The organism is Nocardioides szechwanensis, from assembly GCF_900103935.1.
GTDB classification, from domain to species: domain Bacteria; phylum Actinomycetota; class Actinomycetes; order Propionibacteriales; family Nocardioidaceae; genus Nocardioides; species Nocardioides szechwanensis.
In genome coordinates this window covers 73,487-96,578 of sequence record NZ_FNIC01000010.1, presented here as the reverse complement: position 1 = coordinate 96,578, position 23,092 = coordinate 73,487, and the positions used below count along the sequence as shown (strand labels likewise).

The 23,092-nt window shown below is 71.3% G+C and carries 26 protein-coding genes and 3 tRNA genes; 15 read left to right on the top strand and 14 right to left on the bottom strand.

What is annotated here, in order from left to right:
- Positions 1-6 precede the first annotated feature (6 nt).
- A tRNA-Arg gene (locus tag BLR90_RS19175) sits at positions 7-79 on the bottom strand.
- A gap of 65 nt (positions 80-144) precedes the next feature.
- On the bottom strand, positions 145-477 hold the full coding sequence (locus BLR90_RS19170) for an ArsR/SmtB family transcription factor (protein WP_091026838.1): 333 nt from the start codon (positions 475-477) through the stop codon (positions 145-147).
- A 149-nt stretch (positions 478-626) separates the two neighbouring features.
- On the opposite strand from BLR90_RS19170, the gene BLR90_RS19165 reads away from it, so the two are divergent.
- The 3 genes from BLR90_RS19165 (at position 627) to BLR90_RS19155 (ending at position 5,630) form a co-directional block, all read left to right on the top strand.
- Positions 627-2,471, top strand: a complete 1,845-nt coding sequence (locus BLR90_RS19165) for a phosphoenolpyruvate carboxykinase (GTP) (RefSeq protein ID WP_091026837.1) — start codon at positions 627-629, stop codon at positions 2,469-2,471.
- A 198-nt stretch (positions 2,472-2,669) separates the two neighbouring features.
- Positions 2,670-4,523, top strand: coding sequence for a phosphoenolpyruvate carboxykinase (GTP) (locus BLR90_RS19160; RefSeq protein ID WP_091026836.1), 1,854 nt, complete (start codon positions 2,670-2,672; stop codon positions 4,521-4,523).
- 108 nt (positions 4,524-4,631) lie between these two features.
- Entirely contained in the window at positions 4,632-5,630 is a 999-nt protein-coding gene (locus BLR90_RS19155; RefSeq protein WP_091026835.1) for a phospholipase D-like domain-containing protein, read from the top strand.
- Positions 5,631-5,846: 216 nt separating this feature from the next.
- Here the strand turns inward: BLR90_RS19155 and BLR90_RS21705 are convergent, their stop codons facing one another.
- From BLR90_RS21705 to BLR90_RS19145, 3 genes are all read right to left on the bottom strand, one after another.
- On the bottom strand, positions 5,847-5,981 hold the full coding sequence (locus tag BLR90_RS21705; RefSeq protein WP_281245432.1) for a hypothetical protein: 135 nt from the start codon (positions 5,979-5,981) through the stop codon (positions 5,847-5,849).
- Between the two features lie 231 nt (positions 5,982-6,212).
- Positions 6,213-6,306: transfer RNA gene (locus BLR90_RS19150), tRNA-Ser, on the bottom strand.
- A 78-nt stretch (positions 6,307-6,384) separates the two neighbouring features.
- Positions 6,385-6,846 carry a hypothetical protein gene (locus BLR90_RS19145; protein WP_091026834.1) on the bottom strand — a complete coding sequence of 154 codons (462 nt, stop codon included), beginning with the start codon at positions 6,844-6,846 and terminating at the stop codon, positions 6,385-6,387.
- Positions 6,847-6,952: 106 nt separating this feature from the next.
- Between BLR90_RS19145 and BLR90_RS19140 the strand changes: the two genes are divergently transcribed.
- Both BLR90_RS19140 and BLR90_RS19135 read left to right on the top strand, forming a co-directional pair.
- Positions 6,953-7,345, top strand: coding sequence for a hypothetical protein (locus BLR90_RS19140; RefSeq protein WP_091026833.1), 393 nt, complete (start codon positions 6,953-6,955; stop codon positions 7,343-7,345).
- Between the two features lie 61 nt (positions 7,346-7,406).
- A tRNA-Ser gene (locus tag BLR90_RS19135) sits at positions 7,407-7,498 on the top strand.
- Between the two features lie 14 nt (positions 7,499-7,512).
- Here BLR90_RS19135 and BLR90_RS19130 read toward each other — a convergent pair.
- Genes BLR90_RS19130 through BLR90_RS19120 form a run of 3 tightly spaced genes read right to left on the bottom strand, consistent with a single transcriptional unit; the run spans position 7,513 to position 9,639 of the window.
- Positions 7,513-7,749 (bottom strand): biotin/lipoyl-binding carrier protein, encoded by a 237-nt coding sequence (locus tag BLR90_RS19130; RefSeq protein ID WP_091026832.1) that lies wholly within the window; start codon positions 7,747-7,749, stop codon positions 7,513-7,515.
- 37 nt (positions 7,750-7,786) lie between these two features.
- The gene (locus BLR90_RS19125; protein ID WP_143016271.1) at positions 7,787-8,851 is read right to left on the bottom strand and encodes a hypothetical protein; all 1,065 of its coding nucleotides are present in this window, start codon (positions 8,849-8,851) and stop codon (positions 7,787-7,789) included.
- 11 nt (positions 8,852-8,862) lie between these two features.
- Positions 8,863-9,639: a carbon-nitrogen hydrolase family protein gene (locus BLR90_RS19120; protein ID WP_246813541.1), complete on the bottom strand. Its 777-nt coding sequence runs from the start codon at positions 9,637-9,639 to the stop codon at positions 8,863-8,865.
- Between the two features lie 56 nt (positions 9,640-9,695).
- Here BLR90_RS19120 and mobA point away from each other — a divergent pair, with 56 nt between their 5' ends.
- The 4 genes from mobA to BLR90_RS19100 all read left to right on the top strand — a co-directional run bounded on the left by mobA (position 9,696) and on the right by BLR90_RS19100 (position 12,359).
- A complete protein-coding gene (mobA, locus tag BLR90_RS19115) occupies positions 9,696-10,268 on the top strand; it encodes a molybdenum cofactor guanylyltransferase (protein ID WP_091026830.1) in 573 nt (190 codons plus the stop codon).
- An 86-nt stretch (positions 10,269-10,354) separates the two neighbouring features.
- On the top strand, positions 10,355-10,723 hold the full coding sequence (locus BLR90_RS19110) for a DUF6457 domain-containing protein (protein ID WP_091026829.1): 369 nt from the start codon (positions 10,355-10,357) through the stop codon (positions 10,721-10,723).
- 12 nt (positions 10,724-10,735) lie between these two features.
- Positions 10,736-11,713, top strand: coding sequence for an NAD(P)H-quinone oxidoreductase (locus BLR90_RS19105; RefSeq protein WP_091026828.1), 978 nt, complete (start codon positions 10,736-10,738; stop codon positions 11,711-11,713).
- 34 nt (positions 11,714-11,747) lie between these two features.
- On the top strand, positions 11,748-12,359 hold the full coding sequence (locus BLR90_RS19100; RefSeq protein ID WP_091026827.1) for a bacterial proteasome activator family protein: 612 nt from the start codon (positions 11,748-11,750) through the stop codon (positions 12,357-12,359).
- Positions 12,360-12,363: 4 nt separating this feature from the next.
- Here BLR90_RS19100 and BLR90_RS19095 read toward each other — a convergent pair whose 3' ends face one another.
- The 5 genes from BLR90_RS19095 to serS are packed head-to-tail and all read right to left on the bottom strand — an operon-like array spanning position 12,364 to position 16,426.
- Positions 12,364-13,005: a hypothetical protein gene (locus BLR90_RS19095; protein WP_091026826.1), complete on the bottom strand. Its 642-nt coding sequence runs from the start codon at positions 13,003-13,005 to the stop codon at positions 12,364-12,366.
- 1 nt (position 13,006) lies between these two features.
- Entirely contained in the window at positions 13,007-13,837 is an 831-nt protein-coding gene (locus tag BLR90_RS19090; protein ID WP_245715410.1) for an HAD family hydrolase, read from the bottom strand.
- Positions 13,834-14,319 (bottom strand): GNAT family N-acetyltransferase, encoded by a 486-nt coding sequence (locus tag BLR90_RS19085; protein ID WP_245715409.1) that lies wholly within the window; start codon positions 14,317-14,319, stop codon positions 13,834-13,836. The genes BLR90_RS19090 and BLR90_RS19085 overlap by 4 nt, the downstream gene beginning before the upstream one ends.
- Positions 14,316-15,161 (bottom strand): HAD family hydrolase, encoded by an 846-nt coding sequence (locus BLR90_RS19080; RefSeq protein ID WP_091026825.1) that lies wholly within the window; start codon positions 15,159-15,161, stop codon positions 14,316-14,318. The genes BLR90_RS19085 and BLR90_RS19080 overlap by 4 nt, the downstream gene beginning before the upstream one ends.
- On the bottom strand, positions 15,158-16,426 hold the full coding sequence (gene serS, locus BLR90_RS19075) for a serine--tRNA ligase (RefSeq protein ID WP_091026824.1): 1,269 nt from the start codon (positions 16,424-16,426) through the stop codon (positions 15,158-15,160). Before serS ends, BLR90_RS19080 begins: the two co-directional genes overlap by 4 nt.
- Positions 16,427-16,505: 79 nt before the next feature.
- Between serS and BLR90_RS19070 the strand changes: the two genes are divergently transcribed.
- Both BLR90_RS19070 and BLR90_RS19065 read left to right on the top strand, forming a co-directional pair.
- Positions 16,506-18,080: a bifunctional phosphatase PAP2/diacylglycerol kinase family protein gene (locus BLR90_RS19070; protein ID WP_245715408.1), complete on the top strand. Its 1,575-nt coding sequence runs from the start codon at positions 16,506-16,508 to the stop codon at positions 18,078-18,080.
- Positions 18,081-18,203: 123 nt separating this feature from the next.
- Entirely contained in the window at positions 18,204-18,590 is a 387-nt protein-coding gene (locus BLR90_RS19065; protein WP_091026822.1) for a nuclear transport factor 2 family protein, read from the top strand.
- Between the two features lie 23 nt (positions 18,591-18,613).
- Here BLR90_RS19065 and BLR90_RS19060 read toward each other — a convergent pair whose 3' ends face one another.
- Entirely contained in the window at positions 18,614-19,015 is a 402-nt protein-coding gene (locus BLR90_RS19060; RefSeq protein ID WP_245715407.1) for a DUF4446 family protein, read from the bottom strand.
- 23 nt (positions 19,016-19,038) lie between these two features.
- Between BLR90_RS19060 and BLR90_RS19055 the strand changes: the two genes are divergently transcribed.
- The 4 genes from BLR90_RS19055 to BLR90_RS19040 all read left to right on the top strand — a co-directional run bounded on the left by BLR90_RS19055 (position 19,039) and on the right by BLR90_RS19040 (position 23,085).
- Positions 19,039-19,878, top strand: coding sequence for a prephenate dehydratase (locus BLR90_RS19055; RefSeq protein ID WP_091026820.1), 840 nt, complete (start codon positions 19,039-19,041; stop codon positions 19,876-19,878).
- 81 nt (positions 19,879-19,959) lie between these two features.
- A complete protein-coding gene (locus BLR90_RS19050) occupies positions 19,960-21,168 on the top strand; it encodes a fatty acid desaturase family protein (RefSeq protein WP_091026819.1) in 1,209 nt (402 codons plus the stop codon).
- Positions 21,169-21,173: 5 nt separating this feature from the next.
- Positions 21,174-22,460, top strand: a complete 1,287-nt coding sequence (locus BLR90_RS19045) for a lanthionine synthetase LanC family protein (RefSeq protein ID WP_170254380.1) — start codon at positions 21,174-21,176, stop codon at positions 22,458-22,460.
- A 34-nt stretch (positions 22,461-22,494) separates the two neighbouring features.
- Positions 22,495-23,085 carry a TMEM165/GDT1 family protein gene (locus BLR90_RS19040; RefSeq protein WP_091026817.1) on the top strand — a complete coding sequence of 197 codons (591 nt, stop codon included), beginning with the start codon at positions 22,495-22,497 and terminating at the stop codon, positions 23,083-23,085.
- Positions 23,086-23,092 lie beyond the last annotated feature (7 nt).

Genomic DNA, 23,092 nt, shown 5'->3' with positions numbered 1-23,092 from the left:
GTCTTGCGCGCCTGTAGGGATTCGAACCCCAAACCTTCTGATCCGTAGTCAGATGCTCTATCCGTTGAGCTACAGGCGCATGTCCGCACCGAGGCGAGGACTCGAAGAGACTATCCGACACCTAGGAGCGGCACGAAATCAGGATCAGGATGAGTCGCGCAGCTCGGCGAGGAGTCCCTCGGTGTCGGTCCAGACGGAGGTGAGGATCTGCCGGCCGGCGGCGAGGAGTTCGGTGACGTGAGGGGTGTTGAGGCTGTAGACCACGGCGGTGCCGCTGCGCGAGGAGGTCACCAGGCCGGAGCGCCGTAGGACCCCCAGCTGCTGGGACAGGCTGGAGGGCTCGATCCCGAGGTCGGAGAGCAACTCGCGCACCAGCTTGGGGCGTTCGGCGAGGAGCTCGAGGACCCGGACGCGGACCGGGTGGCCGAGCGTGCGGAAGAGATCGGCCTTGGCCTGGTAGAGAGGCACCGGACTCATATGGGACCCTCCTTCCCAATGCGTCTCATGGAGTGTGCAGACTACATGAGTTGCAGAACTCTTCAAGTAGCATGACCGCGAGTCCCCCGGCGGACGGGCGAGAAGCCCGGCGTCACAAACGGCAGTTCCACGAGAGGGAGCCACGCAGAATGGCAGATGTTGAGGCGGCCCTGGAGGCTGCCGGACTGAAGAACCCCCATGTCCTCGAGTACGTCCGCTTCTACGCGGACCTCACCGGCGCCGAGCGCGTCGAGGTGGTCAGCGCAGAGGACGACGCACGGCTGATCCAGGAGGCGCTGGACGCCGGCGAGCTCGAGCCTGCCGGCGAGGGCCGCTACTACTCCCGGAGCTACCACAAGGACACCGCGCGCTCCGAGGAGCGCACGATCGTGGCGACCAACGACCCCAAGGACAAGGGCGTCTACAACAACTGGCGCCCCGCCTCGGAGATGAAGCCGCTCCTGCACGACCGGATGCGTGGCGCCTTCGAGGGCAAGACGATGTACGTCATCCCCTACCTGATGTCCCCTCCGGGCAACGAGCTGGCTCCCTGGGCCACCGGCGTCCAGGTCACCGACACCCGCACCGTCGTGCTGCACATGATCCGGATGTCGCGCGTGGGCCCGGAGTTCCTCGAGGACCTCGACGACCCGAGCCAGTTCGTGCGCGCGGTCCACGTCACCGGCGACCTGGAGCACCTCGGCCAGGGCACCCCCGAGGACCAGCGCTACTTCGTGACCGTGGCCGACGAGCGGACCATCCTCCACTTCGGCTCGTCGTACGGCGGCAACGCGCTGCTCGGCAAGATCGCGCACGGCCTGCGCCAGGGCGCCTACGACGGCTGGGCCTCCAAGAAGTTCCTCGCCGAGCAGTACATGCTCATCGGGATCCACGACAAGGAGACCGGCACCGACTACCACATCTGCGGCGGCTTCCCGAGTGCCTCGGGCAAGACCAACCTCGCGATGATGCTGGCCCCCGACGCGCTCGGTGAGCGCTACCACGTGTCGTTCTACGGCGACGACATCGCCTGGCTGTGGGTCGACGAGTCCACCGGCCGGCTGATGGGCATGAACCCCGAGTACGGCGTGTTCGGCGTCGCCAAGGACACCAACGAGGGCACCAACCCGACCGCCTTGGCCTCCATCGCCGAGGGGACGCAGGCGATCTTCACCAACATCGCCTACAACCCGCAGACGCGCGAGGTCTGGTGGGAGGGCCGCACCAAGCAGCCGCCCGCCAACACCGCCGGCTGGCTCGACTGGACGGGCTCTCCGATCGCCGACCGCGAGCGCGGCGAGGCCGAGCTGCCGTGGGCACACCCCAACAGCCGGTTCACGACGACGCTCGACAACGTCCCCAACATCGCCACCGACTACAACGCCGCCTCCGGCGTGCCGATCGACGCCATCATCTTCGGTGGCCGCACCCGCGACCGCGAGCCGCTGATCCGCGCCATCCACGACCTCGCCGAGGGCGTCTACGACGGCCTGACGCTGGGTGCCGAGGCGACCTTCGCCGCCGAGGGCAAGGAGGGCGTGCTCCGCTACGACCCGATGTCCAACCGCCCGTTCATGGCGTACGGCGAGGGCGACTACGCGCAGCACTACCTCGACATCGTGGGGGCGGCGACCGACCAGCCGATCTTCGCGCACGTCAACTGGTTCCAGCGCGACCCGGACGACGGTCACTTCCTGTGGCCCGGCTACCGCGACAACCTGCGCCCGCTGCTGTGGCTGCTCCAGCTGCGCAACGGCGAGGTCAAGGGTCGTCAGACCGCGGTCGGCATCATCCCGACCGAGGAGGAGCTCAACCTCGAGGGCGTCGACATCTCGGCCGAGGACCTGAAGACCATCCTGAGCATCAACAAGCCCCGCTGGCAGCAGGAGATGGCGCACCGCGAGGAGCACCTCGCGCTGTTCGACAACATGCCCGAGGCGATCTGGGAGGCCCACCGCCGGGTCGCCGAGGCGCTCGAGCAAGAGTCGGACTGACCTCAGGCAGAGCTCGACCGATCTGCTCCACGACGGCCCGGATCCCCCACCAGGGGGGTCCGGGCCGTCGCCGTTGTGCTTGGCACGTTCCAATATGCGGTCGCGACGAGCCGGGTTAGCCTCGCCCCACCCATCTCGTCGGGCAATGGCGCCGGACGACCTCCACCGCATTCCGCTTCGCCGCGAGAGGGACCAGGTATGACAGCCGACACTCAGGCTCGGACCGAGAACGACCAGGCGCAGACCCAGCCCACCACCCACCGGGGGATCCTGGACTTCGTCGCCGACGTGGCTGCGCTGACGCAGCCCGACCGCATCTACTGGTGCACCGGCTCCGACGAGGAGTGGACCGAGCTCACCGAGGCACTGGTCTCGACCGGCACGTTCACCCGGCTCAACCCGGCGATCAAGCCCAACTCCTTCTACGCCGCCTCCGACCCGATCGACGTCGCGCGCGTCGAGGACCGCACCTACATCTGCTCGGTCGACGAGAAGGACTGCGGACCCACCAACAATTGGATGGCGCCCGAGGAGATGAAGGGCATCATGCGCGGCCTCTACGAGGGGTGCATGAAGGGCCGCACGATGTACGTGATCCCCTTCGTGATGGGCCACCTCGAGGCCGAGCGGCCGATGTTCGGCATCGAGGTCACCGACTCGGCGTACGTCACCGCCTCGATGCGGGTCATGGCCCGCATGGGCAGCAACGTGCTGCGCCGCATGGAGGAGCTGGACGCCAGCTTCGTCAAGGCCGTGCACTCCGTGGGCCACCCGCTCGCCGAGGGCCAGGCCGACGTCAAGTGGCCCTGCAACGACACCAAGTACATCGTGCAGTTCCCCGAGGAGCGCACGATCTGGTCCTACGGCTCCGGCTACGGCGGCAACGCCCTGCTCGGCAAGAAGTGCTACGCGCTGCGCATCGCCTCGGTGATGGCCCGCGACGAGGGCTGGCTGGCCGAGCACATGCTGATCCTCAAGCTCAGCAGCCCCGAGGGTGTCGTCAAGTACGTCGCCGCGGCGTTCCCGAGCGCCTGCGGCAAGACCAACCTGGCGATGCTCGCCCCCACCGTGCCCGGCTGGAAGGTCGAGACCCTGGGCGACGACATCGCCTGGATGCGGATCGGCGAGGACGGCCGGCTGTGGGCGGTCAACCCGGAGTACGGCCTGTTCGGCGTCGCCCCGGGCACCAACGAGCACACCAACCCCAACGCGATGCGCACCATCAACAAGGGCAACTCGGTCTTCACCAACGTCGCCCTCACCGAGGACGGCGACATCTGGTGGGAGGGCCTGGAGAACACCCCCGCCAAGGCCACGTCGTGGAAGGGCGAGCCCTGGACCCCCGACAGCACGGAGCTGTCGAGCCACCCCAACAGCCGCTACTGCACGCCGATCAAGCAGTGCGACATCCTCGCTCCCGAGTACGACGACCCGCGCGGCGTCCCGATCGACGCGATCCTCTTCGGCGGTCGCCGCAAGACCACCGTGCCGCTCGTCTTCGAGGCCCGTGACTGGACCCACGGCACGTTCCTGGGTGCCACCCTGTCCAGCGAGACGACCGCGGCCGCGGTCGGCCAGGTCGGCGTCGTGCGCCGCGACCCGATGGCGATGCTGCCGTTCATCGGCTACAACGCCGGCGACTACTTCGGCCACTGGATCAACATCGGCAAGGACAACGACGCCGCCAAGCTGCCGCGGATCTTCTACGTCAACTGGTTCCGCAGGGCCAAGAACGATGATGGCAGCGACGGCGGCTTCCTGTGGCCCGGCTTCGGCGAGAACAGCCGCGTCCTCAAGTGGATCGTCGAGCGCATCGACGGCCAGGCCGCCGCGGTGGAGACCGCGATCGGCCACGTGCCGGCGCCGGGCTCCCTCGACGTCGACGGGCTGGACCTGTCCGCGGAGGCCCTCGAGGCCGCGCTGACGGTCGACCCGGAGGAGTGGAAGGCCGAGATCCCGCAGATCCAGGAGTGGTTCGAGAAGTTCGGCGATGACCTCCCGGCCGTCCTGTGGACCGAGCTCGACGCCCTGAAGGCGCGCCTCGGGGTCTGACCCGTCTCACCTCACGCACGAGGGCCCCGTCCACCTGGGCGGGGCCCTCGTGGTCTGTGGAATCATGCAAGGTCTCGGGTCTTGGTGGGAGACCGGAAGGGGAGGTTCGTGGACGGGTACGGTCCCGACGAGCGCGCGCTGTTCGAGTCCGGCTCGGCAGTGCTGTTCGAGTCGATCGTCAGTCAGGGCGGCATCACCGCCGACGACGCCCGGATCGCGCCCGAAGCCCCCGAACGGCCGGCCTTCGACCTGCTCGTCGACCTCGGCCTGGTCCAGCTCGACAAGGAGTCGGGCACCTGGGTCCCGGAGGACCCCAGCAGCGTGCAGTCACGCGTCGTCTCGCCGCTGAGCCAGGAGGGCGCCAAGCTCCTCGAGGAGTCCTCCCACTGGGCCCGCGTCTTCGGCGGCCTGTCCCAGTCGTGGAGGCGCTCCCCGATGGCGTCGGCGCGCGGCCCGTTTACGCACATCCACGACGAGGCGATCGGCCCCTTCCTCACCGGCCTGGTCTCCGAGTGCGAGGAGGAGATGCTCACCGCGCAGCCCCAGACCGGGCGCGACGCCCAGTCGCTCGCCGCCGCGGCGCTGCGCGACACCCAGATGCTGGAGCGCGGCACCAAGATGCGCACCCTCTACCAGCACAGCGCCCGCCGCAGCTCGATCACCCACAAGTACGTCGCTGCCGTCACCGCCCGCGGGGCCGAGGTGCGCACCCTGGACGAGTTCTTCAACCGGATGATCGTCTTCGACCGGCGGATCGCGGTGATCCCGGGCCGCGAGGACCTCCGGGTGGCGATCGCCATCCGCGAGCCGTCGGTGGTGGCCTACCTGGTCGACATCTTCGAGCGCACGTGGGAGCGGGCGCGCCCCTTCACCAACCGCGAGACCTCGATGATGAAGGACATCGCCGCCGAGCAGCGGGCGATGACGATCCGGATGCTGATCGAGGGCCACTCCGACCCCGTGAGCGCCAAGCGGCTCGGGGTCAGCCCGCGCACCTACGCCGGCTACGTGGCCGACCTCAAGGAGGAGTACGAGTCCGAGACTCGCTTCCAGCTGGGCTACACGATGGGCCAGCAGGGCGTCTCGGGCACCGAGGACGGCGACTGAGCGCTCACAGCGGCGGATCAGCGGCGGATCAGGAGCGGGTCACGCTCTGGCCGAACGACGCACAGTGTGCTGAAATGCGAGGAGGGCGGTGACTCGAGTCTGGATCGAGTCACCGCCCTCACTCTTCTGAGACCGGCCGGGGGGAGTGGCGCGAGGGCCCAACAAGTGGGGGGACAGTTGGGTCCGGGTCTCAAGCTCTAGGGGTGTGAGGCCAGGTCAGCGGGCGACGCGGCAGTAGCCGCCGCAGCCCCAGCTGCTGTCCTTTGCCTGGGCAGGCGCCGAAACTCCGAGGAGACCCAGCGAGAGGGCCGTTGCGGCGACCGTGATGCCGATCTTGCGAGCGATGTTCATGGGGAGTCCCACCTTCTGTAGTAGGGCCCACGGAATGGCCCGTGCTCAGAGTCTGGTCGCTGGGACCGATGCAGCGTGAGGGTTACGTTGCTTCATATATGTGCATTGCAGAATCCTGCAATGCAGGTCTGTGCAATGCGGCGGCTCCCGGGCCGGCCCTCGAGGCGGGCGGCGGCACGGGTGTGCGGGTACGACGAGGACCTTCCGTCGATGACGAAAGGTACCCGACGCTGGCGGAGGCGGAGGGATTTGAACCCTCGATGGGGTTGTAGCCCCAAACCCGCTTAGCAGGCGGGCGCCATAGACCGGACTAGGCGACGCCTCCTCCGCAATACCCGGCGTGCCGGGACAGCCCGCACAGGCTACAAGGGCTCGCGGGCGCAGGACCAATCACCCCGGGGTCCTAGAGCGGGCGCAGCCCCTGACCGCGGTCGAGGTGGGCTCTCAGCTCGTGGACGAACTGCTCCCGGTCGACCTCCAGCGCCTCCACCGGGATGGTGGTGGTCCGCCCGTCGTGCAGGCGCAGCACCACGCACGGGATGTCGCGCGGCGAGGCGGTGACGACGTCCTCGACCTCGCTCCACTGGGCCCATTTCACGCCTGCGCCGCGGATCATCCCGACCTCGTAGCCGTCCTGGTCCAGGCGTACGACGTAGGCCTTGCCGCGCAGCCACGCGCTCACCCCGGCGAGGCCGAGCAGCCCGGCCACCAGGAGGACCACCAGCACGTCGGGCGCGACCTCGGTGACGGCGACGACCGCCGTGGCCACGAAGACGACGAGGGCGAAGGCGACCAGGTAGGCACCGACGAAGCGGGCGACGAGGGGGCGCGACAGCCGATAGTCGGACGCATCGGTGGGGGTCATGGGGATGATTGAACAAGACACCGAAATCGAGGGCCAATCGGCCTTGTCGCGAGGCGTTCGGGGAGTCATGCTCGAATCCCCGCACCGGGACTCCCGGGAGGTTGGCATGACCACCACATCAGGCATGACCACAGGCATGACGACCGCGCTGCGCGCCCTCGAGGCCGCGCTCGACGCGCCCCTCCTCGACGGGATCGCGCTCGGCAACTGGCGCTGGGTGGTGCGACAGCGGATGGGCGTCGTCCGCGACGCCCTGATCGGGCTCACCAACACCCCCGACGACGGCTGGCTGGCCGCCCGCGGCGGCACGGCGTTCCGCGAGCGCAACGCGCTGCTCGCCCGGCTGGGCGGGCTCGGGCCGGCGGTGCTCGAGAGCGCGGAGCTCGAGCCGGTGCGCCAGGAGCTCAGGCGGCTGCTGATCGACATCGGGCGCCACGTCCAGCGGATCCACGACATGGTCTACGACGACGTCGAGCTCGAGCTCGGCGGCTCCGAGTAGGCGCGACCCGGCACCCGCCTAGACTGCGTCGTCGTACGCCGTCCTGCACCGTGGCGTGCACGGAGGGGTGCCGGAGTGGCCGATCGGAACCGCCTTGAAAGCGGTCGCTGGCAGAGATGTCAGCCGCGGGTTCGAATCCCGCCCCCTCTGCCAGGAGCCCTGCCGGGTCAGGCGTCGGGCGTGAGCTCGATCAGGAGGTCGCCCTCCTGGACGACGTCGCCGGGGGCGACCCGGACCGCCTTCACGGTGCCGGCGACCTCGACGAGCACGGGGATCTCCATCTTCATCGACTCCAGGAGTACGACGATGTCCCCCGGCACGACGGTGTCGCCTGCGGCCACCGGCAGGGACAGCACGTTGGCCACCATCTCGGCGAGGATCTCGGTCACCTGTTCACGGGCCATGCTCGGCACGCTAGCCGTTACTGGCAGGTAGTCCGCATCAGAGCAGCGCGCTGGTGCGGGCCGGCTCGGGGCGCACGGCGGTGGCCTCCTCGTCGCGGCGGCTGCGACGGCCCCGCGAACCGGTCGGGGAGCCGGTCACGGCCAGGTCGACCCGGATCACCACGAGACCGATCAGCAGGCCCACGACCAGGCCGTAGAGCACCGACAGGCTGCTCTCGCGCAGGGTGATCGCCGGGTTGGCCAGCGAGTTGGCGACCGCGGAGGTGGCGGCGACGCCGAACGCGCAGACCCACCAGCCCTGGCGCCGGCGCGCCCGCATGTGGCAGCCCCAGACCAGGGCGGGGATCCCCAGGACGGTCTCGATCGGCCGCGGGAAGGCGCCGATGTTGGACCGGCTCCACCGCACGACGTCGAGCAGGGACTCGACCAGCCCGGGGGTGCCGTAGCGCCGCAGCAGCTCGGCGTACAGCAGCGTGAAGGCCAGCACCACCATGCCGATCACGACGACCGCGACCCCGCGACGGCCCAGGCCGTGCAGGCCGGCGCCGAGCCGGTAGACGACCGCGAACGCGCCGACCAGGGCCAGGCCGAAGGTGGCGTACTCGAAGCCCACGACGGTGATCGCCGGCTCGAAGCCGACCGTGGCCAGGGCGCCGATCGCCGCGATCACCAGCGCGATCACGGACTCGCGCACGGCGTGCACGAAGCGCACCGCAGGCACCGTCGCCATCACGCCGAGCACGGCGGAGACCACGCAGGTCATCACGGCGGCGCCGGTGCGCAGGTAGTCCTCGTCGCTGACCAGGACGACCACGCCGAGCACGGCCGCGAGCGTGCCGTAGACCACCGGCCGGCCGCCCGTGCGCGCGGCGAGCGCCCACGAGTAGGCACTGGCGACCGCCACCGCACCCGCGCCGGGCAGCCAGTCAGGACCCAGCGACACGATCCCGGCGACCAGGGCGGCGAGCCCGAGCAGCACGAGCACGGCGAAACCGGCGATCGGGAGCCGGCTGCGCCCGAGGGTCTCGAAGGCCTCCCGCGAGACCCGCCGCGGAGCCGGCCGGGCGCGGGGCGCGCGACGTCGTGCGGAGGACCTGGACACGGGGAAAGAGGCTACAGACGGCGGTTAGCCAGCGAGGGGTTGGTACGGCGGGCCTCGTCGAGGACGTCCCGGCGCAGCGTGGCGGTGAGGACCGCCGGGCCGTCCTCCGCCTCGGCGAGCACGTCGCCCATCGGGTCGACGACCAGCGAGTGACCCGTATAGCGCGGCCCCGGCTGCCCGGCAGCGGCCACGAAGACGGTGTTCTCGATCGCGCGGGCCCGGACCAGGGTGCGCCAGTGGTCGACCTTGCGCGGGCCGGCGACCCAGGCAGCGGGGACGACGATCACCTCGGCGCCCCGGTCGACCAGCGCCCGGGCCAGCTCGGGGAACCGCAGGTCGTAGCAGGTCATCAGCCCCACCGAGAAGCCCGCGACGTCGACGAGCACCGGCTCGGTCTCGCCGGCCGTGAGCCGGTCGGACTCGCGGTAGCCGAAGGAGTCGTACAGGTGGATCTTCCGGTACGACGCCGTGGCGGCGCCCCGGACGAGCAGGGTGTTCCACGGGCGCTCCGGGTCGGCGCTCGTCTCGAACATCCCCGCGACCAGCGTGGTGCCGCGCAGCTCGGCCACCCGCGCGAGCTCGCGGTCGAACGGCCCGTCGAGCGGTTCGGCGTACGGCCCCACGTCGGAGCCGGCGTCGCCGAAGTCACGGGCGAAGGCCTCCGGGAGGACCACCAGGTCCGTGCCGGCGGGTGTCGCGGCCTCCAGGCGGGCCCGGTTGCCGGCCGGGTCGAGACCCGCGGCCTCCTGGACGAGCGCGATCCGGAGCTCGTTGCTGGTGGGGGTCACCACACCAGCCTGCCACCCACCCGCCAGTGGTGTCATGGCGGTGACAGACTCGCCCCGTGGACGTCGAACCCGGCCTGAGCGCCTTCAGCGCCGTGATCCTGGCGGGCGGCCGCGCCGCCCGGCTCGACGGCGTCGACAAGGCCTCGGTCGAGGTGCGCGGACGGACCCTGCTGGCCCATGCGGTCGACGCCCTGATCGACGCCACCGAGATCGTCGTGGTCGGCGAGCCGGTGCACACCGAGCGGCCGGTCACGTTCACCCTCGAGAGCCCGCGGTACGGCGGACCGGTGGCCGCGCTGCTCACCGGGCGCGACGCGCTGCTGCGTACGACGCCGTGCCTCGCCGTGCTCGCGGTGGACATGCCGCGGGTCGACGCCCGCACGTTCCGCCGCCTGCTCGAGGCGACGCCGGGCCACGACGGCGCGGTGCTGGTCGACCCCGACGGCCGGCGCCAGCTCGCCCTGGTCGTCGACGTGGCGCGGCTCGACGCGGTGCGGCCCGACCACGAGGGGCAGCACGACCTGGCGCTCCACGCGCTGCTCGCGGAGCTCGACCTGGTCGACGTGGAGTCGCGCGGCGAGGAGCACCGCGACGTGGACACCTGGGCCGACCTGCGCGACCTGGGCTGATCTCCCGGCCGAAGTCACAGCCCGGATTGGCGCAGATCGCCGGTATGGGGTTGCGGCTACGGCCCGTGACTGGCCAGTCTGTGGGGGTGAACCTCCACGACTGGATCGACGAGCTCTGCGATGTCCTCGACCTCGAGGCGGAAGTGGACGAGGGACTGCTCAAGGACCTCACCCGGATCGCGGCCGAGAACGTCGAGCACGCCGCCGGGCCGGTGACCACCTACCTGCTCGGCTTCGCGGCCGGCTCCAAGGACGCCGACCCCGAGCAGGTCGAGCAGCTCGCCGCCCTGGCCCAGACGCTGGCGGAGGGCTGGGACCGACCCGCGGGCTTCCGGGACCCGGTCGACATCGACGACCCGGTGCCCGACGACAGCGCGGTCGACCACACGGGCGAGAGCCTCGAGGACTTCGAGGATGTCGAAAAGGCCGAGGACCCCGACGACGTCGAGGACTGACAGACTGCGCGGATGCGTGCCGTGATCGCCGCCGGAGCCGGTGGCCCCGAGGTCCTGTCCGTCTCCGACGTGCCCGACGTCGAGCCGGGCCCGGGCGAGGTCGCGATCACCGTCGCCGCCACCGCCGTCAACCGCGCCGACCTCCTCCAGCGCCAGGGTTTCTACCCGCCGCCGCCCGGCGCCTCCGACGTGATCGGCCTCGAGTGCAGCGGCACCATCGCGGCGCTCGGCGCCGAGGTCGACGGCTGGGAGGTCGGCGACGAGGTGTGTGCGCTCCTCGCGGGAGGCGGCTACGCGTCGCGGGTCGTCGTACCGGCCGGCCAGGTGATGCCGGTGCCCGACGGGGTCGACCTGGTGACCGCGGCCGCGATCCCCGAGGTGGCCGCCACCGTGTGGTCCAACGTGTTCATGGTCGCGGGCCTCCAGCCCACCGAGAGCCTGCTGGTGCACGGCGGCGCCGGCGGCATCGGCACCTTCGCGATCCAGCTCGCCTCGCAGCTCGGGGCGCGCGTCTTCACCACCGGGGGTACGTCGGACAAGCTCGCCGCCTGCGCGGCTCTCGGCGCGGACGTGACCATCAACTACCGCGACGAGGACTTCGTCCAGGTGGTCCGCGACCGCACAGACGGGGCCGGGGTCGACGTCATCCTCGACAACATGGGCGCGAAGTACCTCGGCCGCAACGTCGAGGCACTCGCCCTCCAGGGCCGCCTGGTGATCATCGGGATGCAGGGCGGCACCAAGGGCGAGCTCGACATCAGCGCGCTGCTGCGCAAGCGCGGCGCGGTCATCGCCACGTCGCTGCGCTCGCGGCCGGTCGCCGAGAAGGCCGCGATCTGCGCCTCGCTGGTCGAGCACGTGTGGCCGCTGGTCGCCGAGGGCCTGGTGCGGCCCGTCGTACACAGCACGATGCCGCTCGAGGACGTCGCCGCCGCCCACGCGCTCATGGAGTCCGGCGAGCACCTGGGCAAGATCGTCCTCACCGTCTGATCGCCCGTTCGGAGCGCCGCATAGGGTGGAGCGCATGAGCGAGCAGCCCGAAGAGCAGGAGCAGCAGGTCGTCATCGTGGGGCCTGACGGCAAGCCGATCGGCACGGTGCCCGCCTCCGCCCTGACCCAGTCCGGCGCGGACGGCACCCACGGCGACGACGGCGAGGGCGACGACGAGGTCCAGGAGCGCGCGCTCACCGACCTGGTCGAGCAGCCGGCCAAGGTGATGCGGATCGGCAGCATGATCCGCCAGCTGCTCGAGGAGGTGAAGGCCGCCCCGCTCGACGAGGCGAGCCGCAACCGGCTCAAGGAGATCCACCAGTCCTCGATCAAGGAGCTGGAGGCCGGCCTGGCCCCCGAGCTCGTCGAGGAGCTCGACCGGCTGACACTGCCGTTCAGCGAGGACGCGACGCCGTCCGAGGGCGAGCTCCGCATCGCCCAGGCCCAGCTCGTCGGCTGGCTCGAGGGGCTCTTCCACGGCATCCAGACCGCGATGTACGCCCAGCAGATGGCCGCACGCGCCCAGTTCGAGCAGATGCGCCGCGCGCTGCCCGCCGGGATGGGCGGCGGGCCCCCGTCGGCCGACGCCGGTCAGCAGCCTGACGACGACCACCGCCCCGGTGGCTCGGGCGGGATGTACCTCTAGGAGCTCAGTTGCGGCGCGAGTTGAGCCGGCGTACGAGCACCAGGCCGAGCAGCCCGATCAGCACTAGTGCGAGCCCGGGCGCCGCGGCCCGGCCCAGCGTCGTGGGCTCGGAGGTGTCGACGTCGGTGAGCACGGCCGAAGGTTGTTCCGGAGCCACCGCAGGGTCGCCGTTGCCGAGCACGCCCTCGACCTGGGTGACCAGCGCTGCGGTCTCGAGGCGGGTGCCGGAGCAGCCGTCGTCGACCCACGGGGCCACGGTGTCGCCGGGCGCGGCGGCCTGCACGATGAAGACGTAGCGGGAGCCGGTCTTGAGCTGGCCGAGGCCGCACGTGGCCTGGGTGCGCGGGGTGGTGCGCACGACCTGGTCGGGCCCGTCGAGCGTGCCCTTGTAGAAGCGGTCGGCGGTCACGGCGTTGGTGATGACGGCCTCCGCCGCCTGCCCCGCCTGACCGGTCGGCTCGGTCACCGTCACCTCGCCCACGGTGCCGGTGAAGACGGCGTCGGACGCCTTGATGCTCTCCATGATCGTGGTCGGCGTGGAGCAGGTGCAGGCCGCCTGGGCGGGCGTGGCACCGATCGTCACGAACGACGCCGCCACGAAGGCGGCGACCAGGAGGCGGCGTACGACGGCTGACACGGGGTCCATCTCAACAGATGGGGGGTGGCGGGGGCCAGTTGACGGAGAACACGTCGGCCAGGACCCGGGCGACACCGTGGTCGTCGTTGGCGGGCGCCACGTGGTCGGCGAGGGCGAGGACGTCGGGGTGCGCGTTGGCCATGGCGTACGACGTACCGGCCCAGCCGAGCATCGCCAGGTCGTTGGGCATGTCGCCGAACGCGATGACGTCCGCAGCGTCGACCCCGAGCCCAGCGGCGACCCGGGCCAGGGTCGCTGCCTTGGTGATGCCCGGGGCGCTGATCTCCACGAGATGGTCGACCGACCAGGTCGCGACCGCGTTGTCGCCGACCGCGGAGACCACGGCCTCACGGAAGATGTGCGGGTCCGCCTCGAGGTCCTGCACGAGCAGCTTGACCGCCGTCGTGTCCCAGAGGTCGGCCAGGGCGCCCCGCAGGGCACCGTCGGCGCGGTGGATGTCGACGAAGCGCTCGTCCTGCCGGAGCCCGTCGACGCGCTCGATGGCGAAGCCCGCCGTCGGCACCGCCCGGGCGATCGCCTCGACCAGGCGCAGCCCCGCCTCCCGGTCGATGCCGACCACCTCGCGGACCTCGCGGCGGGTGACGTCGTAGAGGATCGCGCCGTTGGAGACCACGGCGAGACCGTGCGCCCCGACCATCGACCAGAGCTCGTCCATCCAGCGCAGCGGCCGGGCGGTGACGAAGACGACGGGGATGCCGCGGCGGTCGAGCTCGGCGAGGACCCGTGCGGACTCCGGGGACACGGTCTCGTCGGAGCGGACCAGGGTGCCGTCGAGGTCGGTCGCGACGAGGCGCGGCAGCCCGCTCACGGCGTCAGTCACGGGGCCGGGTGGACGGGCAACGGCCGGGCCATGACGAGGTTGCCGTCCTCGTCGCTTCCGCGCAGCTCGGTGAAGCCGCACTTCGCGAGGACCCGCACACTGGCCCGGTTGCCGGGCTCGACGCTGGCCCGGAGCCGGACGCCGAGCCGGTCGGTCTCCGCGGTCAGGGCACGCAGGGCCTCGGTCGCGACCCCGGAGCCGCGGGCGGCCTCGACGAGTCCGTAGCCCACCTGGGTCTCGCCGTCGTCCGGCGGCCCGAAGCAGCCGATGCCACCGACCGCCAGGCGCCCGAGCACGATGTGCCGGGGGCCCCAGGTGTCGTCCTCGCGCACCATGGTCGCCGCGTCGAGGTCGTCGGGGCGCGGGTAGTCGGGGTGCCAGCGGTCCTGGTGGCGCCCGGCCAGCATGTCGGCGGCGTCGGCCATCGTGACCGGCACGAGGCGCAGCCGGTCGGTGCTGATCAGGGCCGGGAGCCGGCTCACCCGAACCAGCGGTCGAGCTCGATGGCGGCGCCGTCCTCGTAGACCGACTCGGTGACCGCGTCGGCGACGTCGATGACGTCCTGGACGGCCTGGCCCATCGCGACCCCGCGACCGGCCCACTGCAGCATCTCGATGTCGTTGCGGCCGTCGCCGATGGCGAGCACGTCGTGCTTGGTGAGACCGAGGTTGTCCGTGACGTGCTCGAGCCCGGACGCCTTGGAGACGCCGACCGGCGAGAGGTCGAGCCACGCCGTCCAGCCCACGACGTAGTTGGTGCCGTGGAGCCCGAGCTTGGCCGCGAGCGCGACGAACTCCTCGGCGGTGGCCGCCGGGTCGCGGATGATCACGCGGCTGACCGGGCCCTTCACGAGGTCCTCGACGTCGGTCAGGATCATGTCGCCGGAGAGCTCACCGACCGGGAAGTGCTTGCTCACGCGGTAGCCGACCCCGCGCTCCTCGACCGCGACCAGCGCCTCGGGGTGGTGCTCCAGGACGGCGGCGACCGCCGAGGAGGCGTCGAAGGTCACCTCGTGCACCACCTCGAGCGGCGGGTGCCGGAAGACCACGGCGCCGTTGCTGGCCACGACCCAGACCCGGTCGTCGTCCCCGTCGATGAGCTGGCCGCGGAGGTCGAGCATCTCGGCGATGGGCGTCATGCCGTGCGGCGAGCGGCCCGAGGCGAGCACCACGTGGGCACCCGCGTCGAGGACGCGGTGGACGGCGTCGTAGACGGACTGCTCGATCGTCTCGTACGTCGTACCGGCACCCTCGACCCACTTGAGCAGGGTTCCGTCGATGTCGAGGGCGACCAGCTTGGGCGTCCAGCTCGAGGCTTCGCTCACGGGGCGACCGGCACCAGGACCTCGCGCCCACCGAGCCAGGGCTGGAGCGCCTTAGGCACGCGCACCGAGCCGTCGGCCTGCTGGTGGGTCTCGAGGATCGCCACGATCGCGCGGGTCATGGCGCACAGGGTGCCGTTGAGCGTGGCGATCGGCCGGATGTCGTTGCCGAACCGGCCGCGGGTGTCGAGCCGCCGGGTCTGGAACTCCGTGCAGTTGGAGGTCGAGGTGAGCTCGCGGTACTTGCCCTGGGTGGGGATCCACGCCTCGCAGTCGAACTTGCGCTGCGCGGACAGACCGAGGTCGCCGGCGGCCACGTCGATCACGCGGTAGGCCAGCTCGAGCTTGTCGAGGAACGCCTTCTCGATGTCGAGCAGCCGCTGGTGCTCGGCGTAGGAGTCCTCGGTGGTCGTGTAGACGAACATCTCCACCTTGTCGAACCAGTGGACCCGGATGATCCCCTTGGTGTCCTTGCCGTGCGAGCCTGCCTCCTTGCGGAAGCAGGGGCTGAACGCGGCGTAGCGGCGCGGCAACGACTCGCCGTCCAGGATCTCGTCGGAGTGGTAGGCCGCCATCGGGACCTCGGAGGTCCCCACGAGGTACATGTCCTGGCCCTCGATGCGATAGACGTCGTCCGCGGCCTGGCCGAGGAAGCCGGTGCCGTCCATCGCGCGCGGCTTGACCATCGACGGCGCGATCACCTGGGTGAAGCCGAAGGCGCGGGCGGTCTCGTTGGCGAGGTTGATCAGGGCGAACTCCAGCTCGGCGCCCACACCGGTGAGGAAGTAGAAGCGCGAGCCCGACACCTTGGCGCCGCGGTCGAGGTCGATCGCGCCGAGGATCCGGCCGAGCTCGACGTGGTCGCGCGGCTCGAAGTCGAACTCCGCCGGGGTGCCGATGGTCTCGAGCACGACGAAGTCGTCCTCACCCCCGGCCGGGACCTCGTCGGCGGCCAGGTTGGGGATGGAGAGCAGCGCCTGCTGCCACTCCTCCTCGGCCGCCGTCTGGGCGGCCTCGGCCTCCTTGACCTCGGCCGAGAGGGTCTTGGTCTGCGCGAGCAGCGCCTGCTTCTCGTCACCTTGTGCCTGGGGGATGAGCTTGCCGAGGCTCTTCTGCTCGCCGCGCTTGGCCTCGAAGGTCGCGATCGCCGCGCGGCGGGCCTTGTCGGCCGCGAGGGCCCGGTCGACGACGTCGTCGGACAGCCCACGCTTGGCCTGGGCGGCTCGTACGCGGTCTGGGTCGTCTCGGAGGATGCGCGGGTCGATCATGACCTCAGGCTATCCGGGTGGCTCGACGCCGATCATCCCAGTTAGGGCCGGTGTGATCGGGTCGCCCATACTTGGCGCCGTGCTCGACCGTTCCCGCGTCTCCGTCCTCGCCTGGAGTGCCCTCTGTCTCGGCGGCGTCGCGCTGCTGGCGCTCGCGGTGCTGCAGGGCTGGGGGCCGCTGGCGGACTTCGACGACCGCGGCAACGCCGCGCGCACGTGGGCGGTCGACGACAACGGCCTGAGGCGGGTGCTGCGCGGCATCGAGCTGGCCTTCTCCACGCCCGCCATGACGGCGTACGCCGCGGTCCTCACGATCGCGATGCTGGTCAAGGGGCACCGCCGGGCGGCGTTCTACACCGTGGGCGTGACGGCCACGACCGCACTGGCGACCACGCTGATCAAGCTCGCGGTGGCCCGGGACCGTCCGGAGTGGCAGGAGTCCGAGTGGCTGCTGTCCAACAACGCGTTCCCCTCGGGCCACGCGTCGTCGGTCGCGGCACTGGGCGGCGTCGTCATCGTGCTGGTGCTGATGCTCGTACGACGGTCGAGCGTGCGCCGCCTGGCCTACGTCGTGGTGCTGCTCGTCGTGCTCGTGGTGTCCGCCGACCGGGTCCTGCTCGGGCGTCACTTCCCCACCGACGTGGTCGCGGGGACGCTGCTGGGCGCGGGGTTCGTGCTGCTCGGGCTGGCGCTCTACAGCCCGCTGCCCCGCAGCCACGCGGCGCGGATCGAGCCGCTCGCGGAGTCGATGCCGTCGGGCCGCAAGCTGTCCGTCGTACTCAACCCGAGCAAGGTCGAGGACGTCGGCCAGTTCCAGTCGATCGTCAACGCGATGGCCAGCGAGGCCGGCTGGTCGAAGCCGAGCTGGCACCTGACGACCGTCGAGGACTCCGGCACCGGCCAGGCCGAGCAGGCCTCCGTCGAGGGCGCCGGCCTGGTGATCGTGTGCGGCGGCGACGGCACCGTGCGCGAGGTGTGCGCCGAGCTCGCCGGCACCGGCATCCCGGTCGGGATCGTGCCCGCCGGCACCGGCAACCTGCTGGCCCGCAACCTCGACATCCCGCTCTACATCCGCGCCGCCATCGACATCGCGCTCACCGGCCAGGACCGGGCGATCGACATGGTGGCGGTGTCCGGCGACGGGTTCGAGGACAGCCACTTCATGGTCATGGCCGGCATGGGCTTCGACGCCGCGATCATGGAGGGCGTCAATGAGGACCTCAAGAAGCGCGTCGGCTGGCTGGCCTACTTCGTGGCCGGGATGAAGTCCCTGATGTTCCCGGCGGTGCGCGTCGACATCTCCGTCGACGGCGGCGAGTACACCCGCCACCGCGCCCGCACGGTGGTCGTCGGCAACGTCGGCTTCCTCCAGGCCGGCATGCCGCTGCTGCCCGACGCCACCATCGACGACGGCGTGCTCGACGTCGTGATCCTGCACCCGCGCAACTTCTTCTCCTGGATCCCGCTGGTCTTCCGGGTCCTGTCCAAGGGCGCCCGCACCGACGACACGATCAACCGGATGACCGGCCACACGATCTCGCTGCGCGCCCACACCAGCACCCCCCGCCAGCTCGACGGCGACTCCATCGGCCCCGGCAAGGAGCTCCACATGGAGTGCATCCACGGCCGTCTGCTGGTGCGCGTCCCCCGCTGACCGTGGAAGGACTTCGTCCTTCCAGTGGGAGTACTCGCTGCGCTCGTACATCCCGGTTCGTGACCCCTGAATGAGGTTGACCCGCCCGAAAGTTTCGGGCGGGTCAACGGTTAACTGGGTGCCATGAGCGCACACCCCGAGCCCCTGGCCGCGTGGCACCGGATCGCGGAGTCCCGCGACCCCGCCGGGTTGGACGCCCTGCTCGCCGACGACGTCGTGTTCCGCTCGCCGGCGGTGCACAAGCCCCAGGAGGGCAAGGCGCTGACGACGGCCTACCTCGCTGCGGCGATCGTCGTACTCGGCCCGACGCTGCGCTACGTCGAGGAGTGGTGGTCGGAGTCGAGCGCGGTGCTGGAGTTCGAGGCCGAGCTCGACGTCAAGACGGTGCACGGCGTCGACATGCTGCGCTGGGGACCGGACGGACGTCTCACGTCGTTCACCGTGATGGTCCGCCCGATCCGGGGCCTCGAGGCGGTCATCGCCGCCATGGCCGCCGAGCTCACCCGCTGACCCGTCGCAAAGTTTGTGACGGGTCAGCGTGGGCGGGCGTGCGCGATCGCCTCGTCCTCCTCGGGCGAGAGCGGCTGCTCGGCGGACCACGCGGCGACGTTCTTGGCGTAGCTGCGGGCGTCGGAACGCCCGTGGATCGAGGTGAGTACGACGCCGTTGCCGCCGTCGTCCAGCAGCGCCAGCGACCAGGACAGGTGACCACCCATGTCGGCGAACGCGTCGTACCTCACGACCGCGACGTGGCGCAGCGAGCCGCGGGCCTCGGCGCGCAGCGCCGCCACCTCCTGGCGCAGGCCGTGGACGTCCTCGGGGAGCGCCTCGGCGTCGACCGCCCGGCGGGCCGCGCCGAGCCGGCGCAGCAGCGTGACGGAGACGGCCAACGCGGCCAGCGCGACCACGAGGCTGAGCAGCGCGAGGTAGACCACGCGCCCGACCCTAAACTGCGGGGGTGACATCCCCTCGACGCATCGCCTACCAGGGCGAGCCCGGCGCCAACTCCCACCAGGTGTGCCGTCAGCACTACCCCGACTGGGACACGCTGCCGTGCGCCTCCTTCGAGGACGTCTTCGCCGCGGTCGAGGCAGGCGAGGCCGACCTGGCGATGATCCCGATCGACAACTCCATCGCCGGGCGGGTGGCCGACATCCACCACTTCCTGCCCGACTCGGGGCTGCACATCATCGCCGAGCACTTCCTGCGCATCCGCTTCCACCTGCTGGGCGTTCCGGGCGCGACCCTCGACCAGGTCAAGACCGTGCACAGCCACGTGCACGCCCTCGGGCAGTGCCGCAAGGTGATCCGCGAGCACGGCCTGGTGCCCGTCATCTCGGGCGACACCGCGGGCGCCGCGCGCGAGGTCGCCGAGGCCGCCGACCCGACCCAGGCCGCGATCTCGCCGCCGCTGGCCGCCGAGATCTACGGCCTGGAGATCCTCGCCGAGGACATCGAGGACGAGGACCACAACACCACCCGCTTCGTGGTGCTCTCCCGCGAGCTCGTGGAGGCAGCCGCGGGCAACGGCCCGGTGGTCACCAGCTTCATCTTCAACGTCCGCAACCTGCCGGCCGCGCTCTACAAGGCGCTCGGGGGGTTCGCGACCAACGGCGTCAACATGACCAAGCTCGAGAGCTACATGGTGGGCGGGCACTTCTCGGCCACCCAGTTCCTCGCCGAGGTCGACGGCCACCCCGACGACGTCGGCCTGGCCCATGCGCTCGAGGAGCTCCAGTTCTTCACCACCGACGTCAAGATTCTCGGTGTCTACCCTGCCGACGCGTTCCGCTCCTGAGCGAGCCGAGGTGACGTCGGCGTTGCCCAGCCGCCACACTGGGTACCGGAACCACGCGACCCCCACGCGCAAGGACCCCAGATGACAGCGCTACAGCGCCAGACCCACAGCCAGGTGCAGCACCTCACGGCCGACGACGTCGAGCAGATCGGGCGCGAGCTCGACCTGATCCGGCAGGACGTCCTCGACACCCGCGGTGCCCGCGACGCGGCGTACATCCGACGCGTGATCGCCGTGCAGCGACGCCTCGAGCTCGCCAGCCGCGTGATCCTGCTCGCCGGGCGCTTCCCGCCCGCGTGGGTGGCCGGCACGGCCGCCCTGAGCCTGGCCAAGATCCTTGACAACATGGAGATCGGCCACAACGTCCTGCATGGCCAGTGGGACTGGATGCGCGACCCGACGATCCACTCGTCGACCTGGGACTGGGACCACGCGTCGCCGCCGGCGCAGTGGAAGCGGGCGCACAACGAGACCCACCACACCTACACGAACATCCTCGGCCAGGACAACGACCTCGGCTACGGCATCATGCGCGTCGACGAGGACCAGGAGTGGCAGCCCCGCTACCTCGTGCAGCCGCTGTGGAACTTCTTCAACGCCTGCATCTTCGAGTACGGCATCGCGATGTACGACATCGAGTTCGGCGAGCACCTGCGCGAGGGCAAGGGGATCACGCCCGAGCTGCGCTCGAGGATCCGCGAGGCCGCGGCCAAGGCGTCGAAGGGGATCACCAAGGACTACGTCCTGCACCCGATGCTGGCCGGGCCGGGCGGCTGGTTCGCCACCCTCACCGCCAACGCGACCGCCAACTTCGTGCGCAACGTGTGGAGCCACTCGATCATCATGTGCGGCCACTTCCCCGAGGGCGTCGAGACCTTCGAGCAGGGTGAGCTGCCCCAGAACGAGACCCGCGGCGAGTGGTACCTCCGCCAGATGCTCGGCTCGGCCAACATCTCCGGCCCGCCGCTGATGCACCTGATGTCGGGCAACCTCTCGCACCAGATCGAGCACCACCTGTTCCCCGACCTGCCGAGCAACCGCTACTCCGAGATCGCGCCCCGGGTGCGCCAGCTCTTCGAGCGCTACGGGCTCAGCTACAACGCGCGGCCGCTCCCCCAGCAGGTCGCCAGTGCCTGGCACCGAGTCTTCCGTCTGTCGCTGCCCAACGACTGGCTCGCCGAGACCAACCGGCGCAACGTGCCGGCGCAGCTCAAGTCGCTGTGGCGCCAGTCGCGCCGGTCGCGGGGGGCCGTCGGTCCCGGCCTCCGCCGCGCGCTGGCCCTCGCCTGACCCCCGTGACCGGGGCCGAGCCGTACGCCGGGGTCGCCGACGCCGCCTGGCGCTGGGTCCTCGGCCAGGTGCGCTGGGACGACGGCCCGTGGGTGCCCACGTCCGTGCCGTGGCGGGACGACACCGGCCCGCCGGCCGACCGGGACAGTCTGCACAGCGGTGTGGGCGGCCTCGCCCACGCGCTGGCCGAGATCCGGCTCGCGCGACCGTGGACCGCCGAGGAGAGCGAGCTGGCCGCGGGCATCGGCGAGCGGCTGCGCGCGAGGCTGGCCACCACGACCGACGCGACCTGGTTCGACGGGCTCGCCGGCGACGTCGGCGTCTTCCTCGCGCTCGGGACCGACGGGGCCGACGGGGCCGACGGGGCCGAGCCGGCGCTGGCGCGGCTCGCGGAGCTGGCCACCGCCGACGGCTGGCCGCAGGCGGTCACGGAGCCGCCCAGGTTCCTGCCCGGCGCCCGCATCAACGACGCGACGCTCGGCACGGCGGGGGTCCTGCTGGCCGCGGTCGCGGGCATCCGCCACCGCGTCCCGGGTGCCCCGCACGTTGCCGCGCACGCTGCCGACGTACTCCTGGCGGAGGCGGAGCCGGCCGACGGCGGGCTGCGCTGGCGGTTCGTGCCCGAGCGGTTCCGGACGACGCCGGCGACCGAGATGCCCAACTGGTCGCACGGGACGGCCGGGATCGCCGCGGCCCTGGCCCTCGCCGGCGCCGAGCTGGACCGCAGCGACCTCGTCGACGCGGGCGCGTCCGGCGCCGCGCACCTGCTGGCCCTCGCGCAGCAGAGTGGTGAGGGGCTGGTGGTGCCGCGCTACGCACCGGACCCGCTCCCCGGCGAGGAGCCCTGGTCGTTCGGCTGGTGCCACGGCGCGGCCGGCACCTCGCAGCTCTTCGCGGCCCTCCAGCACGCCGGGGTGGATCAGGTCGCCGGCGAGGCACCGTCGCACTGGCGGCGGCGCTTCCTCGCGAGCGTGGTCTCGTCGGGGGTGCCCGACCGGATGCGCCCCGGGTTCTGGGACAACGACGGACGCTGCTGCGGCACCGCCGGGGTCGGCGACGTCTTCCTGGACGCGTGGGAGTCCGGGGGCGACGAGCGCGACCTGGCCTTCGCACGCCGCCTCGGCGACGCCCTGGTCGAGCGTGCCGTCGTGGACGACCACGGCGCCCGGTGGCGCTTCGTCGCGCACCAGGCGGAGGAGCCGCTCCTCCCTCCCGGCGTCGGCTGGATGCAGGGCACGGCCGGCATCGCGGCGTACCTGTCCCGCCTCGCCCGCCTGGCCACCACCCGATGACCTGACACTCCGGCCGGGGGCCGAGAATGGGCGCATGGACCTCGCCGCGGCCGCCCTGACCTTCGGGGCGATCTTCCTGGTCGAGCTGCCGGACAAGACGTTCCTGGCGACGCTCGTGCTGGCCACGAAGTACCGCCCGATCCTGGTCTGGATCGGCGTCGGTCTCGCGTTCGCCGTCCAGACCGGCGTCGCCGTCGCGCTGGGGCAGGCCGCCTCGCTGCTCCCGCCCGACGTGGTCAAGAGCGCGGCCGTGGTGCTGTTCCTCGCCGGCGCGGCGATCCTGGTCCGCGAGGGCCGCAGCCACCAGGAGGACAGCGGCGAGGAGTTCGCCGAGAAGGCCAAGCCCGTGCACGGCTTCAGGGCCGTGCTCGCCTCCTTCCTGGTGCTGTTCGCGGCCGAGTGGGGCGACCTCAGCCAGCTGCTGACGCTGTCGCTGGTGGCCAAGTACGAAGCGCCGTTCAGCGTGTACGTCGGAGCCCTCGGCGCCCTGCTCTGCGTCAGCGGGCTGGCCGTGATCGTGGGCCGGAGCCTGCTGCGGGTGATCTCGATCCACGTGCTGCACTACCTGGGCGCGACCGTGTGCCTGGCGCTCGCCGGACTCACGCTCTGGGAGCTCGTCTCCTGAGAATGGG